The organism is Pleomorphochaeta sp. DL1XJH-081, from assembly GCF_049310885.1.
Classification (GTDB): domain Bacteria; phylum Spirochaetota; class Spirochaetia; order Sphaerochaetales; family Sphaerochaetaceae; genus CAYZJV01.
Genome location: NZ_JBMDYO010000010.1, coordinates 20,661 through 34,057 on the forward strand (window position 1 = coordinate 20,661; position 13,397 = coordinate 34,057).

The 13,397-nt window shown below is 46.0% G+C and carries 16 protein-coding genes and 1 pseudogene; 8 read left to right on the forward strand and 9 right to left on the reverse strand.

Annotated elements, in window-relative coordinates:
* Positions 1-18: 18 nt before the first annotated feature.
* The 7 genes and pseudogenes from ACODJP_RS12495 to ACODJP_RS12525 all read right to left on the reverse strand — a co-directional run.
* Positions 19-789 carry a type III pantothenate kinase gene (locus tag ACODJP_RS12495; RefSeq protein WP_422482005.1) on the reverse strand — a complete coding sequence of 257 codons (771 nt, stop codon included), beginning with the start codon at positions 787-789 and terminating at the stop codon, positions 19-21.
* A complete protein-coding gene (locus ACODJP_RS12500; protein ID WP_422482007.1) occupies positions 786-1,475 on the reverse strand; it encodes a phosphopantothenoylcysteine decarboxylase in 690 nt (229 codons plus the stop codon). The genes ACODJP_RS12495 and ACODJP_RS12500 overlap by 4 nt, the downstream gene beginning before the upstream one ends.
* The gene (locus ACODJP_RS12505; protein ID WP_422482009.1) at positions 1,463-2,014 is read right to left on the reverse strand and encodes a flavoprotein; all 552 of its coding nucleotides are present in this window, start codon (positions 2,012-2,014) and stop codon (positions 1,463-1,465) included. Before ACODJP_RS12505 ends, ACODJP_RS12500 begins: the two co-directional genes overlap by 13 nt.
* Positions 2,001-2,756, reverse strand: coding sequence for a pantoate--beta-alanine ligase (panC, locus tag ACODJP_RS12510; RefSeq protein WP_422482011.1), 756 nt, complete (start codon positions 2,754-2,756; stop codon positions 2,001-2,003). The genes ACODJP_RS12505 and panC overlap by 14 nt, the downstream gene beginning before the upstream one ends.
* On the reverse strand, positions 2,753-3,586 hold the full coding sequence (gene panB / locus ACODJP_RS12515) for a 3-methyl-2-oxobutanoate hydroxymethyltransferase (RefSeq protein ID WP_422482013.1): 834 nt from the start codon (positions 3,584-3,586) through the stop codon (positions 2,753-2,755). Before panB ends, panC begins: the two co-directional genes overlap by 4 nt.
* Before the next feature lie 488 nt (positions 3,587-4,074).
* The gene (locus tag ACODJP_RS12520) at positions 4,075-4,287 is read right to left on the reverse strand and encodes a DUF1883 domain-containing protein (protein WP_422482015.1); all 213 of its coding nucleotides are present in this window, start codon (positions 4,285-4,287) and stop codon (positions 4,075-4,077) included.
* A pseudogene (locus tag ACODJP_RS12525) lies at positions 4,278-4,448 on the reverse strand (D-xylose ABC transporter ATP-binding protein); the annotation flags it as partial. The pseudogene ACODJP_RS12525 and the gene ACODJP_RS12520, both read right to left, overlap by 10 nt.
* A 103-nt stretch (positions 4,449-4,551) precedes the next feature.
* On the opposite strand from ACODJP_RS12525, the gene nadC reads away from it, so the two are divergent.
* From nadC to nadB, 3 genes are read left to right on the forward strand one after another with little or no spacing between them, the layout of a single operon-like run.
* Positions 4,552-5,358, forward strand: coding sequence for a carboxylating nicotinate-nucleotide diphosphorylase (gene nadC / locus ACODJP_RS12530; RefSeq protein ID WP_422482017.1), 807 nt, complete (start codon positions 4,552-4,554; stop codon positions 5,356-5,358).
* 20 nt (positions 5,359-5,378) lie between these two features.
* Complete coding sequence (gene nadA / locus ACODJP_RS12535; RefSeq protein WP_422482019.1) at positions 5,379-6,422, forward strand: quinolinate synthase NadA; 1,044 nt, start codon at positions 5,379-5,381, stop codon at positions 6,420-6,422.
* Between the two features lie 2 nt (positions 6,423-6,424).
* Positions 6,425-7,993: an L-aspartate oxidase gene (nadB, locus tag ACODJP_RS12540; protein ID WP_422482021.1), complete on the forward strand. Its 1,569-nt coding sequence runs from the start codon at positions 6,425-6,427 to the stop codon at positions 7,991-7,993.
* Positions 7,994-8,442: 449 nt separating this feature from the next.
* Here nadB and ACODJP_RS12545 read toward each other — a convergent pair whose 3' ends face one another.
* Positions 8,443-9,840 carry a PLP-dependent aminotransferase family protein gene (locus ACODJP_RS12545; RefSeq protein ID WP_422482023.1) on the reverse strand — a complete coding sequence of 466 codons (1,398 nt, stop codon included), beginning with the start codon at positions 9,838-9,840 and terminating at the stop codon, positions 8,443-8,445.
* A 120-nt stretch (positions 9,841-9,960) separates the two neighbouring features.
* Between ACODJP_RS12545 and pdxS the strand changes: the two genes are divergently transcribed.
* Positions 9,961-10,833 carry a pyridoxal 5'-phosphate synthase lyase subunit PdxS gene (gene pdxS / locus ACODJP_RS12550; RefSeq protein ID WP_422482025.1) on the forward strand — a complete coding sequence of 291 codons (873 nt, stop codon included), beginning with the start codon at positions 9,961-9,963 and terminating at the stop codon, positions 10,831-10,833.
* Positions 10,830-11,417 (forward strand): pyridoxal 5'-phosphate synthase glutaminase subunit PdxT, encoded by a 588-nt coding sequence (gene pdxT, locus ACODJP_RS12555; protein WP_422482027.1) that lies wholly within the window; start codon positions 10,830-10,832, stop codon positions 11,415-11,417. Before pdxS ends, pdxT begins: the two co-directional genes overlap by 4 nt.
* Before the next feature lie 81 nt (positions 11,418-11,498).
* Here pdxT and ACODJP_RS12560 read toward each other — a convergent pair whose 3' ends face one another.
* Complete coding sequence (locus ACODJP_RS12560; RefSeq protein WP_422482029.1) at positions 11,499-11,867, reverse strand: hypothetical protein; 369 nt, start codon at positions 11,865-11,867, stop codon at positions 11,499-11,501.
* A gap of 81 nt (positions 11,868-11,948) precedes the next feature.
* Here ACODJP_RS12560 and ACODJP_RS12565 point away from each other — a divergent pair, with 81 nt between their 5' ends.
* The 3 genes from ACODJP_RS12565 to ACODJP_RS12575 all read left to right on the forward strand — a co-directional run bounded on the left by ACODJP_RS12565 (position 11,949) and on the right by ACODJP_RS12575 (position 13,320).
* The gene (locus ACODJP_RS12565; protein WP_422482031.1) at positions 11,949-12,365 is read left to right on the forward strand and encodes a hypothetical protein; all 417 of its coding nucleotides are present in this window, start codon (positions 11,949-11,951) and stop codon (positions 12,363-12,365) included.
* A 372-nt stretch (positions 12,366-12,737) separates the two neighbouring features.
* A complete protein-coding gene (locus tag ACODJP_RS12570; protein WP_422482033.1) occupies positions 12,738-13,160 on the forward strand; it encodes an RNA polymerase subunit sigma-70 in 423 nt (140 codons plus the stop codon).
* Positions 13,150-13,320, forward strand: coding sequence for an SHOCT domain-containing protein (locus tag ACODJP_RS12575; RefSeq protein WP_422482035.1), 171 nt, complete (start codon positions 13,150-13,152; stop codon positions 13,318-13,320). The genes ACODJP_RS12570 and ACODJP_RS12575 overlap by 11 nt, the downstream gene beginning before the upstream one ends.
* Positions 13,321-13,397: the final 77 nt, after the last annotated feature.

The following is a 13,397-nucleotide window of genomic DNA, read 5'->3' on the forward strand; positions in this document are numbered from 1 at the left end:
CTTGCCATCTTGGCAGCCTTATGTATTGAGTTCTAGTGCTTTCTTTAAGCCAAGCAAAACCAGATTGGGTTGAATCTCTGTAAAAAGCCCTGTCGATTCAAAGAGTCGGGAAAAGCCCCCTGTTCCTAGAACAACAGGTTTTCGCCCATTGAAACATTCACTTTCAAACCGCTGGATAAACTCCTTGATCAATCCAATATGACCATTGAATAGACCTGACTGAATCGCTTCGATTGTTGAACTACCACAGGATTTTTCAGGGCATATGATTTCAACGGAAGGAAGTTTTGCAGTCCCGGTTTCAAGTGCGAGCATAGACATCTTGAGTCCAGGAGCGATAGCCCCTCCCAGATAATTCCTATCGAATGTGATGGCATCGAATGTGGTGGCGGTTCCCAAGTCGATTATGATGAGGTCTCTATTGGGGTACAACGAAATACCACCGATAGCATTGGCTATCCTGTCAGCACCCACATCCTTAGGGTTGTTGTAACGAATCTTTAGCCCGGTTTTTATCCCAGTCTGCACAAAGAAGGCCTCTTTCTTAAAATATTTCAAACACGCGCTCCCCAGGGAATGGTTCAGGGAAGGAACCACACTGCAGCAAACAATCTCGCTGACCTCAAAGGGGTCGTATCCATTTTCCCTAATGGCGCTTCTTAGGAATATCCCAAGCTCGTCGGAGCTGGTTCCCAGACTCGTTATCCTCCTGAATTGAAGGATAAGATTGTCATCTTTGAAAAGGCCTCCCAACAATTGGGTGTTGCCTACATCTATCGTCAGAATCATACACTGTCTCCTTGTATTTCGTTGGCTATCATGGTCAGGATGTCCGCCAATTCCTGTTTCGTCTGCCCTTGATACCTACATTCCAGGTCCTTACCGCTCTTTTTTCGATATATGCAGACCGGGTGCCGGTCCCCGGTTATTTCAGATAGGTCATTTGATACCACAAAGTCTATATCCGTCCTCTTAAGAAGGGCATATGCTAGCTCTTCCCGCACTTTGCCAGGGGCGGCATTGGTCAACTTGAAGCCGACAATTCTGCAAGCTTTGTTTCTTGACCACGATGCAAGACTATCGATAATCTTAGGGTTCCCTTTCAGACGGATCACCACATCCGAGCCCGATTCTATTTTACCTACACTGCCTGAGGGATACCCAATGCCATTGATCGTGACGGTGTCTACACTAAAGTCACTCACCGCTGCGGCATGGATGATCATATCGAACGAGTGTTGGCCAAGGACCTGTTGAAGGGTGCCTGCTAGGTCTTGAAATGTCCTGTAGCTATACAGGATGACGGATTTTTGTGGCTTTACAGCACGTTGGGAGAAAACCGCCGTCACCGAAAAGTTTTTTGCAACAAGATGGTCACAAAGAAACGCCGCCGTTTTTCCTGAGGAGAAATTACAAATGCTACGCACCCCGTCGATGGGTTCTTCGCAACCTCCCCCGGTAATTAGGATACGCATAGAGCACTCTCAATCTGTGCAAAGACAAATTCCGGGGCGATCAGCCTTCCTTTTCCTATCGTACCGCAGGCAAGCCTACCTTCTTCAGTGGGGAAAATCAAAGCCCCCCAATCCTGGAGTTTTTGTAGCGAAGAACAGACAGAGGGGTGAGCGAACATCTCACTGTTCATAGCTGGAGCGAGCCACAAAGGTTTGTTGAAATTGTTGGCAAGACAAATACTGCCGAACAGATCATCGCAAAGACCTGCGGCAAGTCTGTTCAAAAGATTGGCCGAGGCCGGATAGGCCAAGATAAGGTCAGCCCATTTCTGGGCAAGCGTGATATGGGGAGTAAAGTCAGGAACCCCACCAAAAAGGTCGGTCAGGACCGGACGTCCGGTTATGCCTTCGAGAGTCGCCTTGCCAATGAATTGTAACGCCGCCTGCGAAGCCGTGGTCTGCACGCAATAGTCGGCTTTGACTAAAAGCGAGGCCAGCGTGCAGGTCTTGAAGCAGGAGATGGATCCCGATAAGTGGATGAGAATATTACCTTTTGACATTATCAATCAACCTCACTTCTTCTAAAAATACCGCTCCAAAAACCCTTCCGTCATATTCTTCGACATAATCCACCGTGAAACCGTCTGATTCAAGAAGCTGTTGTATCTCATCTAGTGGTTTCCCTGAGGACAGCGCCTGATAAAATTTGGGGGCTTTGCGTCGATCTGCTTCGGATAACAGCCGATTACGGGAGCTCAATGCCAGACCGGAAGCCTCGCGCACCAACGGACAGTCCATAATCTGGGTCGGTAAAAAAAAGGCCTCCGCCATGCCTTTTATCAGCAGGAACTGTTGATAGTCTTTTTCACCAAAGTAAGCCCGTGTTGGTCCTATGATAGTAAGCAACTTCATGACTACGGTAAGGACTCCATCGAAATGTCCAGGTCGCGTCGCGCCGCATAAGCGGGTGCTCAGTTCTGTTTCCCTAATCTGGTAACGGAAATCATCAGGATACATATCGGTATAGTCGGGGGAAAAAAGAATATCGGTCCCTTCCTGCTCAAGAAGTCGGCAGTCATCTTCAAACGTGCGGGGATATGCACTAAGATCCTGTTTATTGTTGAACTGAGTGGGATTCACGAATATGCTGGCCACTGTGATGGAGTTTTCTGACCGGCATTTTCGAATGAGTGAAAGATGCCCAGCATGTAAGGCTCCCATGGTGGGAACCAATCCTACCGTGGCAGAGCCCATTCTTTGTCGTTCCCTTTGCCATTCGTTGGGTGTCCGTATAATTTTCATACGCTGAACACCTCGCTTTCGGAGGGGAAAGAACCGTCGGAGATATCGCTGCAGTAGGAATTAAGGGCGTTGGCTACCAAATCAGCTCCAGAAATATACTGTCGGACGAAAGTAGTCTTAGTATCAGATAGCCCAAGAAGGTCATGCAGAACCAGAACCTGACCGTCAACTTCTCGACCTGCCCCTATTCCTATAACGGGGATGGTCAATGATCGTGCTATCTCGCCTCCCAGGTATTCGGGGATACATTCGAGAACGAGAGAGAAACATCCCAATTCTTCTAATTTGAGCGCTTGGGACTTGATGTCTTGCGCAGCCTGTATTTCTCGGCCTTGGACTTTATAGCCGCCAAGGCTATGATAAAACTGTGGGGTAAGGCCAAGGTGACCCATGACGGGGATCCCCGAATGAATAAGATGGGTGATAGTATCCTCATGACCAGTGAGGCCCTCGATCTTTACCGCATCCGCTCCGGCTTGCATGAGCTCTCCAGCGGCTTCTACAGCGGATGGGATCCCTTTGCGGAAACTGAGAAACGGCATGTCGGCTACAAGGAACTTATTTGGAAGACCGTTTCGCACTGCTTTGGTGTGGTCCCTCATCATGTTTATGGTAGCTGGAATAGTGGTTTTTTCACCATACACCACCATGGCACAACTGTCTCCTACCAATACACAGTCAATGTCGGTCTTTGTGATTATTTTCGCAAAGGCGGCATCATAGCAAGTGACCATTGAGATTTTTTGATGGGTTTTCTTACGTTTTATAAAACCAGGGGCGGTTAAGGTAATGGAGTTTTTCACTCCATCCTTTTTCTGAGTAGTGTCCATAGTACCTGTCCTTTTGGATCAAGTCTGATCGGGTAAGCTTTTGTAAAAAACCAGTGGGCTTTGAATCATCGTCCCAACGGGATCGGTGTTCATACAAAGCATACCAATATGGGAGGGCAATGACAAGAGCTGGTAATTGCCTCACTCTTTATTGCCCAAAGGTACTCCCAAAGGAAAAGGGCCTATAGCTAAGCAAGCTGAAAGGACTCGGTGCCCAGATGGAGAACCTGCGCATTGGAGATGGACGGTATATAATGATAACATCGTAAGCCAGCTATCCACATTGGAGTTCATCCAAGACAGGAAGAATCTGTGTATTCTAGGTGAAAATTGACAGTAATAGAAACTGCCCCTATACTATTTTCGTAACGACAAGGACAAGCAATACAATAACCAGAGATGATAAACAAAACTTTTTTGACATACTTCTCCTAACAGTTACTCATAATTAGCAATCTAAGTATTTGATAGCAGGAACTATATACTCATTACCATCTTATATTTATCTTACTATGTTTCTCCGGCAGCTCAACTGCTACAAGTTCATCAGGCTTGTGTTTAACTGCAGGTAATGGGTGAAAAGTCTGCACTGATGCATTTACTTTCCCACCGATTCCATTCGTATCAACTATTACAAAATACCGGCCGTTCTCCGGGATCCGAAACCTCAAAGGAGACTTCCTGGCTATTCCCCTTCGCACATAACCACGATCCGATCGCTCATTCGAAGAATTTCCGAGAGCTCGGAAGAGATCATGATTATTGATTTTCCCTCTTTAACCAGTTCATTCATCAAGGTATAAATTTCACTTTTTGCACCGACATCAATTCCTCTTGTTGGTTCATCAAAAAAGAGGATTTCACTATATATTATTGCTATTATTACCGATTTTTTCTTGACACTATTCCCTATATTTGTCAAATACCATATACTGTTTCTTTAAACAGTATCGGAGGGAAAACCTATGACAAAATTAGTTACTCGTGCACTCAAAGAAGATCTTTCCGAAACAGGAGACATAACCAGTCAAGCAATATTTACCACTGAGAAAGATATCTTCAACCTGGTATCAAAAGATTCCGGAATCCTTTGCGGATCCACGACAGTAATTGAAGTATTTAACGAAGTTGATGCAGAAATATCAGTAAATTTCCTGAAAAATGACGGCGATGAGTTATCTCCCGGTGCTCTTGTTGCAGTCATCTCCGGAAAAGTCCGTTCCATCCTGACCGCTGAACGTACTGCCTTGAATTTCCTCTCGCATTTGAGTGGGATAGCCACAAAGACTCATAAGTATACACTCGCTGCAAAGGGAGCGGTAATTCTTGATACCCGAAAAACTATTCCCGGTCTGCGGGAACTGGAAAAATATGCTGTTGCCTGCGGCGGCGGTCAAAACCACCGAATGGGGCTGTATGATATGGTAATGATTAAAGATAATCATATAGATGCCGCCGGCGGTATTCCCCAGGCAGTACAGCGAATTCGGGATATGTGGGGTGATACCTATCGGATTGAGGTAGAAGCCCGTACGCTTGAAGAGGTCAGAGTGGCACTCGATTCGGCCGCAGACAGAATTATGCTTGATAATATGTCTCTCCGGATGATGAAGGAAGCTGTACGTATGGTTGGTGAAACAGCAGAAACTGAAGCCTCTGGAAATGTTACCATTGAAAGACTCCCCTCAATCGCCGATACAGGTGTCAATTTCATTTCTGTAGGGGGACTGACACATACGGTTACCGCCTTTGATTTTTCTCTTCGAAAATAGCTATAGAGGAATAATAGATTATGAATAAACGTATCAGGGAACTAAAAAAACAGCTTGGGGATCAGCTTATAATTCCTGCTCACCATTATCAGAAGCAGGAGATCATTGCCTGTGCTGATATTATTGGTGATTCGTACAAACTTGCCGTTGATGTCAGTAGCATCGATGCCGAGTATATTGTATTCTGCGGAGTCAAGTTTATGGCCGAGGGAGCAGCAATTCTGGCAAAAGAACACCAGAGAATCATTCTTCCTGCTTCCAATGCAGGATGTCCGATGGCTGATATGATTTCGATTGATCAAGCGGAAACTGCCATGCAGAATATACACGAGTTCTGCGGACAGAGTGCCATACCCGTCGTCTACATGAATGCGTACGGCGATTTAAAAGCCCTCAGCGGGCGATACGGAGGTTCGGTATGCACCAGCTCGAATGCACAAAAAATCATGACCCACTATCTTCAGAATAATACTCCTGTATTTTTTCTACCCGACTACTGCCTGGGCATAAACACCGCTAGAGAACTTTCCATACCCGATGAACAGATTGCAATAGTGCGGCAGGACTGCACCATAGAGACCACTGGAAAACCAGAGGATATCAAACTGTTTCTCTGGGATGGAAACTGCCGGGTACATCAGAGATTTACTACAGAACATATTGAACGTATCCGGGATGAACATCCCGGAATAAGAGTCATTGTACATCCGGAAGTCAGGGAGCAAGTTGCGGCAGCAGCCGATTATGCCGGGTCCACCCAGTATATTTACAACACCATTCAAAAAGCTCCTGCCGGTACCATCTGGGGAGTTGGAACTGAGTATAATTTTGTATCCCGGGTTGCCGCAGATTTTCCTGAAAAATCCATTTTCCCCATTTTTGAATCACACTGCAGTAATATGGAAAAAACTACCATTAATAACCTTCAATACATGCTTGAGGCCATTGCTGACGATACCTTGCTGCTAAAATACCCGGATCATATTATTTCTGTTCCTGAATCTATCCGGAAAGATGCGGCCCTATCCCTCAACAATATGATCTCTATAGTCCAGGAAAATTAAATATGAAAACAATATATGACGCAGTTATTATCGGTACGGGAATTGCCGGTCTCACCTGTGGTATCGCTTTGAAAGAGGCCGGGAAAAATGTTTTGCTTATTACAAAGGAGCCGGCAGTATCTGACACCAATACACACCATGCACAAGGCGGTATTATCGCCTGGCGTGATGGTGATACAGCAAACAGTCTGGTAAACGATATTCTTGAGGCTGGATGTAAATATAATAACACTCAGGCTGTGCGGGAGCTTAGTAAAAACGGTCCAAAACTGGTCTTCGATTTTCTTATTAACCATACCGGAACTAAATTTGACTATAATGATGCCGGGGAGCTGGACTACACTGAAGAGGCTGCTCATTCACAGAGAAGAATTATACATTATCAGGATTTGACTGGAGAAGAGATTCAACGATCTTTAATTGAATATGCGAAAAAAATAGGATTGCAAATTCTCACTGACACCACGGCTATTGACCTTATAACCAATAACCATCACTCTCTCGATACTCAGGAGCTGTATACTGCAAGGGAAGTTATGGGGGTATATGCTCTGGATAATATATCCGGTGAGGTCATAAAGATTCCAGCCCATACAGTTGTCCTTGCAACCGGCGGAATCGGGAATCTCTATCAGCATACAACAAATCCAAAATCCGCAACAGGAGATGGTATTGCCATGGCCTACAGGGCTGGTGCTGATATTATAAATGCTGAATTTGTACAGTTTCATCCGACTTCGCTTTTTCACCGTAATATAAAACGTTTTCTTATCTCGGAATCCTTACGAGGGGAAGGAGCACGACTGACAGATCTTAACGGGCGCCAATTTATGCAGGATTATTCAGAATTACGGGATCTTGCACCCCGTGATGTGGTGGCAAGAAGTATTTACGATAAAATGGGAAAAGATGGTTCTGAATATGTCCTTCTTGACCTTGCAAACCATTATACCGGAACTGAACCCATAGAAAAGCGGTTCTCAAAAATATACACAACCTGTTTAGGCGGAGGAATAGATATTACCCGGGAGCCTATACCCGTCGTTCCAGCTGCTCACTATTTCTGCGGTGGGATAAAAGTGGATGAAAGTGGAAAAACATCAATAAAGAATCTCTTTGCAATCGGTGAAGTAAGCTGCACTGGATTGCACGGTGCAAACAGGCTTGCTTCAACTTCTTTACTGGAAGGTTTGTTATGGGGTAAAAATTGTGCTGACTCTATTAGTAAAAGCAGAAACCGGATATCAGAAAATAGGTTCAGTGCTATTCCGGAATGGAGCAGTCCGGCATCCGGAATAGAATTTGATCCCCTTCTTTTGAAACAGGATTGGCAGGAGATAAAGATGACTATGTGGAATTACGCCGGAATTGTACGAACCACAAAAGGGCTGACCCGTGCACGAGCTGATTTAAGTTACTTTTCTCACAGAATATTCGATTTTTACCAGAGCTCGGCAATGAATAAAGAAATTATCGAGCTGAGAAATGCCGTTATTTGTGCCGGGATCATTGTTAATGCGGCACTGCACAATACCCGCTCTATCGGCTGCCACTATATCGCGGACAAATAGTACAAATACTATCTCTGGAAATCTCAATGTACAATAATTCAAACTAAATGTATTCTATATTTGACTTTGTGTATGATATAGCGTCATCCACCAATGGATCTCCTTTTGTCAAGAACTTTTCTCTCGACACCATGGGGAAATCTTCACGAAGAAAGAATCCTGGTTGGGTAGCCTTTTGTGTCGATGCATTGTGGTCAAAACCGAGAGTTCGCATTCAGCCCTGGTAAACCAACTGTCAGGTTTCGGTGAATAGTATGCATTTTTGAGAGGCATTGAGGAAAACTTCTTCCTGAGCATAAGTGGTATATCTAAAACCCAACAATTGTATTGAGATTATTCATTGGATAACTTCGACATCGTGAAAAATCCTCATTGACACGCCGTTTTACTTGATGCGCCAGGTCTTCGCTGATCTATTGTCCCTCTGCATCCATATGTCGGCACGTGTATTAGTACCAGGCTTTTTTTAGCAATGCAACCGCATTGTTTATCTCATCGATCTTCATCGTGGCGAATCCAAGCAACAATCTGCCATCGTTTCTATCATGCGGGGAATTCGAATAATAACGCGATAGTCCATAGACCTTTACCTGTTGGTGCTCTGCGAAGGCAACCAACTCATTCTCATTCATGCCGTTGTTGATCCGAACAGTTAGATGCAACCCGGCCGAAGCTCCCTCAATTTGAGCAAAGGGAAGATGTTCATGTATCGCGGAAACAAGTGCTTCTCTCTTCTGTCCATAAAGATTGCGCATACGGTTGAGATGGCGCTCGAAATGACCTTTGTTCATGAATTCCCCCAAAGTCTTCTGTGCGATTATCGAGACAGGACAATTGAAAAAATTTAACTTTTCATCAAACGAATCAATTAGATGTTCAGGCAAGACCATGTAGCTGATTCGAAAAGCGGGAGAGAGGGATTTCGAGAAAGCTCCCATATAGATCACCCGACCGTTCTGATCCAGTCCCTGCAAAGAGGGTATCGGTTTTCCAGAGTACCTGAACTCGCTGTCATAATCATCCTCTATGATGTAACGACCTGGTTTTCCGCCTGCCCAACCGAGCAGTTGGAGTCGCCTTGCGATCGGCATGATGCACCCCGTGGGAAATTGGTGCGAAGGAGTGATACACACCACATCCACCAAGTGCTGTTCGAGCCCCTCCAGTCGTAAGCCTTGGTCATCCAGTGGCAAAGGTTTGATTTTCACACGATTGCTTTTGAATAAAAGATTGAGTTTTTCGTACCCAGGGTTCTCAATCGCATACTGTGTGGAGGGATCAAACAGTTGGATGAGCAATTGGAGTAGGAATTCAGTTCCGGAACTTACCACGATCTGTCGTATCGAGCACGCCACCCCCCTGGAATGATGAAGATACCGTGCAATACTCGTTCGCAACCCGAGAAATCCCTTCGGATCACCCACACATAGAAGATCCTTGTCGTCCTCGTTGATCACATCCCGTGTGATCCTGCGCCATTCACGGAACGGAAAGTGTTCCAGATCCACACCATGGTACGAGAAATCGTACCGGTATCTTTCCGTCAGCTTCGTATCCATATTCGGGACTCTCTGAATCTTCTTAAGGTTCAGAATGCCGTCCAGTTCGGCCACGTAGTAGCCGCTCCTCTCTTTTGCGATCAGATACCCTTCGTCGACGAGTTGGTTGTATGCCCCTTGTATCGTGTTGATGCTGCACTCCAGATTCAAGGCCAACTGCCGCTTCGATGGCACCTTTTCATTCTTCGAAATATTCCCGTTCATGATTTCGGTTTTCAGAAATGTGTACAACTGTTCAGTCAACGTCTGTCCGTCGTTCCGATCGAGATGCAAGGCAATTTCATTCATCAAGCCACCACCTATCTGATACCATAGAATTATCATAATCTGACACTTTTCATACAGTCAGATTATCCATAGAATAAAGCAGCCTTATAAATGAATCAATAGCAGAGGAGTGAATGCGGTATGGAAAGCAGATATGATCTGAATAAGAATCTTGCACAAATGCTCAAGGGTGGAGTGATCATGGACGTGACAACTCCGGAACAGGCGAAGATTGCCGAGGATGCCGGTGCTTGTGCCGTGATGGCCCTCGAGCGCATTCCGGCTGATATCAGGACAGCTGGAGGGGTCTCCCGGATGAGCGATCCCAAAATGATCAAAGGGATCCAGAAAGTAGTAACCATACCGATCATGGCGAAAGTTCGAATCGGACATTTCGTGGAGGCTCAGATATTGCAGGCTCTCGAGATCGATTATATAGATGAGAGTGAAGTGCTATCCCCTGCCGACGATGTGTATCATATCGACAAAAGGAAATTTAATGTACCGTTTGTGTGCGGTGCTAAGGATCTCGGCGAAGCCCTCCGTCGTATCGCTGAGGGGGCATCGATGATCCGTACCAAGGGGGAACCAGGTACTGGCGATATTATACAGGCGGTCCGTCACATGCGGCTCATCAATCGACAGATCAAGAGTTTGGAACATGTGCGCGAGGATGAATTGTATGAAGAGGCGAAGAAGCTCCAGGTTCCCTATGAACTGCTTTTCGATGTCGCACGGAAGGGACGACTTCCAGTGGTGAATTTTGCCGCCGGTGGAGTAGCCACTCCAGCTGACGCTGCATTGATGATGCAACTCGGTGCGGAGGGGGTGTTCGTTGGTTCGGGGATTTTCAAATCAGGAGATCCTGCAAAACGTGCCAGGGCCATCGTCATGGCTGTTACTAATTACAATGATCCTGATATCCTCGCGGTCCTTTCGGAGGATTTGGGAGAAGCAATGATCGGGATCAATGAACAAGAGATTGAGTTGTTGATGGCGGAGCGAGGACTATGAGAATCGGGGTGCTTGCGCTTCAAGGTGGATTCGCCGAACACATCGTTGTACTTGACAAGTTGGGGGTCGAAAGCTTTCTGATTAGGAAGAAATCCGATCTTGATAACGGTATTGACGGGCTGATCCTTCCCGGCGGGGAGAGTACTGTTATCGGGATACTGCTTCATGAGACTGAACTTTTCCATCCGATTAGAACCATGGTGGATAGTGGGTTACCCGTGTTTGGCACTTGTGCCGGAATGATCTTGATGGCTGCTGGTATCGAGAACGAAAGAACTGTCCATTTCGGAACGCTACCGATCATGGTGAGACGGAATGACTTCGGTAGACAGTTGGGCAGTTTTCAAACCGAAGGAACCTTCTTGGGAATTGGTGAAATTCCGATGATTTTCATCCGTGCCCCGGTAATCGCGAGAGCTGCAGATGATGTCACGATCCTTGCCACAGTTGATGGACGCGTCGTTGCCGCCGAACAGAAAAACATTCTGGTGACCGCGTTCCATCCTGAGTTGACAGGAGATTTCAGGGTGCATGCCTATTTTCTCAAGAAGCTTGATCGCCGTTTCAAGCGTAACGAAGGTTGACTTGCAATAATATTTACGATGACAGTGCAGCCTTTCGGAGTATCCAGCCTTTGATTGGTGGTATGATCGAATGTAGTGCAATCAAGATGATTTCGGATCAACTTCTATGCAATCACTCCTAAAATATTTTACCTTATACCCCTTACGCTCTGCTATATCAATTTCACCTTTCATCCCCAGGCTGATTTCTTCCCCAAACACCCAAACTTCTGCACATTTGCTCATGAGGACGATACCGAAGAACATGCCCAGGTCGCGCTCACTCTGCAGGCCGTCATCGAGGAACTGGGGAAAGAGTAAGTGAGGGGTTATTGGAAGATACCCTTTCTCAACAGCAAAGCGACTATATCGTTGAGCCTTTCTTATGTTCTCATCAATATCTCCCGCATAGGGCGAACAGATGTACACCATTGGGTGATAATCGAATAGAGGTTGATTCTTTTTCTCCATCACCTTTTTTAGTAAGATACTTGAAGCGAAACCGGGTAGTCCTTCCCTTTACCTATATATGTTACAAGCAAGGGGTAATCCATGAAGCCAATCGAATTCATTTCCAGAGGGACTCTTGACCAATTGTTGGATGGACAGGTAAGGAAGGAACTTCAGATCATCATTGGCAATGCAACAACAGGGAAACCACTGGAAATACCCGGGGGTCCCCTGACAGAATTGGATAGACAAGCCTGGGAGAATGCAATTGCAAAACTTACCCATACCTATGATCACGTACCAAAACCTGGTATTCCCTCCCCCTCTTTTTTGGATCGAATGAGAATCCTGACCATACAGGAGGTGGCTGATATGTTCGGTCTCGATTTATTGGGTTTGATCCAATCCATTGAAAATCGCCCGAAAGCCATCCCCACGTTGGCTATCGGGGATTGGGTTGCCTTTGATCGAAATTCATTTGCACAATGGTATGTAAGCCAATTGCATACAAACCAATAGGAATCAATGGAGAGAGTCATGCTGGGAATGTTTGCTGGAAGCGCCTAGCCCTATTGCCAAAAAGCTCAATTGCCTTTTAGACTCTCCAGGCAAGAAGACTGGCAGCTGAGTTGTGGCAACCCTATTGTAATAGGGCTCCATGGGACTTCGTATTCCTTTCCGCTTTTCAGCAGACATTTCGTTTTGCTGTTCTTCCTTCGGAAGCGAAGATCATGTTTTTTGCACTTTTTATCGGTCAAATCCCATCTCGTGTCCGGAAGGTACTGAGGGCCAATCATTGAGCCTTCATACCGGAGGACCAAATGACCGAACAGTGGAATATACCCTTTTCCCCAAGACCTTCTACACAAAAGCCTCTCATGGGGGCTTTCCATGACTGAGCCCCAGAAGAGACAAATCCAAGAGATGCGGCAGCTGGGTTGGAACTACAAACGCATAGCAACAACCCTTTGCCTGCCCGAGGGGACGGTGAAATCCTACTGCATACGGACAACAAGGAAGGGCATCCTTCCTGCAATTGTCCCAACCCAAGAAAGCTCCTGCAAACAGTGTGGCATACATATCGAACAGGTTCCGAAGCGCAAGAGGAAAACCTTCTGCTCGAAGGCTTGCAGCCAGAAGTGGTGGAACACCCACCTGTATCTGGTGGATCGTTCCTCAAAGGCCCTCCACCACTTCACTTGTCCAACCTGTGGAAAGCGGTACTCCGTGTACGGAAATGCCGACCGGAAGTACTGCAGCCACGAGTGCTATATCAACGCACGCTACTACCAGGGGCCTTCCGATGGACAATGACCTCTTTGCATCAGAATTGGACTACCAGATTTCGTTGTCCATAGCCGAAAGCATGCGTAGGTCGGGGTATCTCACCAACGAGGAGTTCACTGCGGCTAGGACCTTGTTGCTTGAAAGGTATCGTCCTCCGATCGGGATATTGTTGGCTGAGGTTGGTTGACTATCATGGCGATACGAGCGATTGATACAATACAATCAATTACTTGCAGGAGAAAGATATGATCAGTTTTTCAACAA

Excerpts from the sequence above, each read along its gene's own strand:
- panB (WP_422482013.1), bottom strand. The coding sequence starts at position 3,586 with ATGGACACTACTCAGAAAAAGGATGGAGTGAAAAACTCCATTACCTTA.
- ACODJP_RS12545 (WP_422482023.1), bottom strand. The coding sequence starts at position 9,840 with ATGAATGAAATTGCCTTGCATCTCGATCGGAACGACGGACAGACGTTG.
- nadA (WP_422482019.1), top strand. The coding sequence starts at position 5,379 with ATGAATAAACGTATCAGGGAACTAAAAAAACAGCTTGGGGATCAGCTT.
- ACODJP_RS12565 (WP_422482031.1), top strand. The coding sequence starts at position 11,949 with ATGAAGCCAATCGAATTCATTTCCAGAGGGACTCTTGACCAATTGTTG.
- pdxT (WP_422482027.1), top strand. The coding sequence starts at position 10,830 with ATGAGAATCGGGGTGCTTGCGCTTCAAGGTGGATTCGCCGAACACATC.
- ACODJP_RS12495 (WP_422482005.1), bottom strand. The coding sequence starts at position 789 with ATGATTCTGACGATAGATGTAGGCAACACCCAATTGTTGGGAGGCCTT.
- panC (WP_422482011.1), bottom strand. The coding sequence starts at position 2,756 with ATGAAAATTATACGGACACCCAACGAATGGCAAAGGGAACGACAAAGA.
- ACODJP_RS12500 (WP_422482007.1), bottom strand. The coding sequence starts at position 1,475 with ATGCGTATCCTAATTACCGGGGGAGGTTGCGAAGAACCCATCGACGGG.
- ACODJP_RS12570 (WP_422482033.1), top strand. The coding sequence starts at position 12,738 with ATGACTGAGCCCCAGAAGAGACAAATCCAAGAGATGCGGCAGCTGGGT.
- nadC (WP_422482017.1), top strand. The coding sequence starts at position 4,552 with ATGACAAAATTAGTTACTCGTGCACTCAAAGAAGATCTTTCCGAAACA.
- ACODJP_RS12505 (WP_422482009.1), bottom strand. The coding sequence starts at position 2,014 with ATGTCAAAAGGTAATATTCTCATCCACTTATCGGGATCCATCTCCTGC.
- nadB (WP_422482021.1), top strand. The coding sequence starts at position 6,425 with ATGAAAACAATATATGACGCAGTTATTATCGGTACGGGAATTGCCGGT.
- ACODJP_RS12560 (WP_422482029.1), bottom strand. The coding sequence starts at position 11,867 with ATGGAGAAAAAGAATCAACCTCTATTCGATTATCACCCAATGGTGTAC.
- ACODJP_RS12575 (WP_422482035.1), top strand. The coding sequence starts at position 13,150 with ATGGACAATGACCTCTTTGCATCAGAATTGGACTACCAGATTTCGTTG.
- pdxS (WP_422482025.1), top strand. The coding sequence starts at position 9,961 with ATGGAAAGCAGATATGATCTGAATAAGAATCTTGCACAAATGCTCAAG.